The organism is Streptomyces sp. XM83C, assembly GCF_023072675.1.
Classification (GTDB): domain Bacteria; phylum Actinomycetota; class Actinomycetes; order Streptomycetales; family Streptomycetaceae; genus Streptomyces; species Streptomyces thermocoprophilus.
This window is the reverse complement of the sequence record NZ_JALLGL010000509.1, coordinates 1-2298: the sequence shown is the minus strand read 5'-3', so window position 1 is coordinate 2298 and position 2298 is coordinate 1. Positions and strand designations below refer to the sequence as shown.

At 71.1% G+C, this 2298-nt stretch carries 2 protein-coding genes; both read right to left on the bottom strand.

Annotated elements, in window-relative coordinates; translation table 11 throughout:
* Nucleotides 1-31: 31 nt before the first annotated feature.
* Nucleotides 32-1138 carry an NAD(P)-dependent alcohol dehydrogenase gene (locus MTQ10_RS29850; protein WP_247473631.1) on the bottom strand — a complete coding sequence of 369 codons (1107 nt, stop codon included), beginning with the start codon at nt 1136-1138 and terminating at the stop codon, nt 32-34.
* Between the two features lie 290 nt (nt 1139-1428).
* The gene (locus MTQ10_RS29845; RefSeq protein WP_247473628.1) at nt 1429-2211 is read right to left on the bottom strand and encodes a FadR/GntR family transcriptional regulator; all 783 of its coding nucleotides are present in this window, start codon (nt 2209-2211) and stop codon (nt 1429-1431) included.
* Nucleotides 2212-2298 lie beyond the last annotated feature (87 nt).

Sequence of the window (2298 nt, the reverse complement as noted above, 5' to 3'; positions counted from 1 at the left end):
GGGTCCGGCGAGGGCCGGGGCCGGGGTGGGGTCAGTTCATGAGGAGGACGGGCTTGATGACCTCGCCACTCGCGGCGTCCTCGAAGGCCTGGTTGATGTCGGCGAAATCGTAGGTGCGCACGAGGCGGTCCACCGGGAACTTGCCCGCGCGGTAGAGGTCGACCAGTTGCGGGATGAAGATCTGCGGGACGGAGTCGCCCTGGGCGATGCCGCGCAGTCGGCGCCCGCCGTTGAGGAGGCGGTTCATGTCGATGGGGGCGGTCGTGCCGGCGGGCGCTCCGCCGATGAGGGCGGCCGTTCCCATGGGGCGCAGGTGGTCGACGGCGAGCGCGAGCATACGGGGCTGGGCGGTGATCTCCAGGACGTAGTGGTACCCGTCGGGGCTGATCTGCCGCAGCCGCTTGTCGGTGTCCTCGGTGGAGGCGTCGATGGTGTGGGTGGCGCCGAGTTCCTCGGCCAGGGCCAGGCGGGAGGGGTTGATGTCGACGGCGACGATGGTGGTGGCGCCCACGGCCTTGGCGGCCATCACGGCGGCCAGGCCGACCGCTCCCGTGCCCAGGACGACCAGGGACTCGCCTGCGCCGACCTCGAGGGAGTTCATCACTGCGCCGGCGCCGGTCTGCATGCCGCAGCCGAGCGGGCCGGCCAGTTCCAGCGGCATGTCGTCGGGCAGGCGCACGGTGTTGCGTTCGTTGGCCAGGGCGTAGCGGGCGAAGGAGGACTGGCCGAAGAAGTGGCCGTGGACGCCGTCGCCGTAGGCGTTGGTGCCGTCCTGGCGGGAGGCGCCGAAGGCCAGCTCGAAGCCGTGGGTGCAGTTGGCGGGGGACCCGGCGCGGCAGGCGTCGCAGCGCCCGCAGGAGGGGAAGGTCATCGCGACGTGGTCACCGGGGGCCAGATCCTTCACGGCGGAGCCGACCCGCTCCACGATGCCGGCGCCTTCGTGGCCGAGGATCACGGGCATCGGGATGGGGTAGTCCTGGTTGCGGCTGTGAGCGTCGGTCTGGCAGACGCCGGTGGCGACGACACGGACCAGGACCTCGTCGGGGCGGGGCTCTTCGAGGGGGACCGTCCTGATGCGGAAGGGATCACCTTTCGCCTCGACGACGGCCGCTTCGACGTCCATGGGTGCAGACGGCATGGTCATGCTTCTTTCGCTGTTCCATGCGGCTAAGTGGCTTAGCCAATTTACCGGACAGGTGGCATAGCCAATTCCGAGCCGCAGATATTCCACCCACCCTGATGTGATGTGCGTCACATGCGTCAGTGGCAGTCGTCCCCTGCCTCTTGCCGGTGATGGACACGACGGGCCGGCCCGCGCAAGTGGCGGGGCACACGCAGGACAACAGGCCACGACCAGCCCGCGCACCTGCGGACACACGCAGGACAACAGGCCACGACCAGCCCGCGCACCTGCGGGCACACGGAGGACTACAGGCCGCGGTCCCAGCCGGGCAGGTGCAGGTCCATGTGCTCCAGCAGCGCGCGCTGGTGGATGATCGCGGCGCGCTCGAACTCCTGGCGCCGGCCCTGCGCCAGCGCCTGCGCCATCGGCTCGTGCAGAGCGATCTGCTCCTCGAACCCCTCGTCCGTCAGCCAGCTCGGCGCCTGCTCGCCGGCCACCCACGGCTCGTACGCCTTCTCCACCAGCGCGGTGTGCATGCTGGAGAACAGGCTCGTCAAGAACCGGTTGCCGGCCAGGCGCACGACCTCGACATGGAACACCGTCTCGGCCGCGATCCACTCCGCAGCGCTCCCCCGCGCCCGGCGCAGACCCTCCAGCGCCCGCTCCAGCGGCTCCAGGTCCCCGGCCCCGTGCGCGATCGCCTGCCGTCCCGCCGTCAGCTCCAGCAGGAACCGCAGATGCGCCGCCTCTCCGGTGGATTCCGGCTCCAGACGCAGCATCAGCTCGATGCTCGCGTCCACCATGCTCGCCGGCCGGCGCAGCACGTACGCGCCCGAACCCGGCCGGATCGTCACCAGCCCCTGCACCGCCAGTGACCGCAGCGCCTGGCTGACCGTCGGGCGGGAACTGCCCACCAGCTCCGCGAGCTGCCGCTCACTGGGCAGCCGCTCCCCCTCGGCCAGATCCTGATCGACGATGTAGGAGCGGATCTGCTCCGCGACCCGGTCCGCGACGCGGGACACCGGCTCGATGCGGAACGCCCCGCCGCCCTCCCGCGCCCCCGCCGACCGGCGCCTCGGCACTGCCATCGCCCTGTGCTCCCACCAGCCGCAATCCGACCTGCCACACCCGCACCCTCACGCTCCGGGCGCGGCCGTCCGGTCATGATAGACATC

Coding starts and splice junctions, on each gene's coding strand:
- MTQ10_RS29850 (WP_247473631.1), bottom strand. CDS start 1,138: ATGCCGTCTGCACCCATGGACGTCGAAGCGGCCGTCGTCGAGGCGAAA.
- MTQ10_RS29845 (WP_247473628.1), bottom strand. CDS start 2,211: ATGGCAGTGCCGAGGCGCCGGTCGGCGGGGGCGCGGGAGGGCGGCGGG.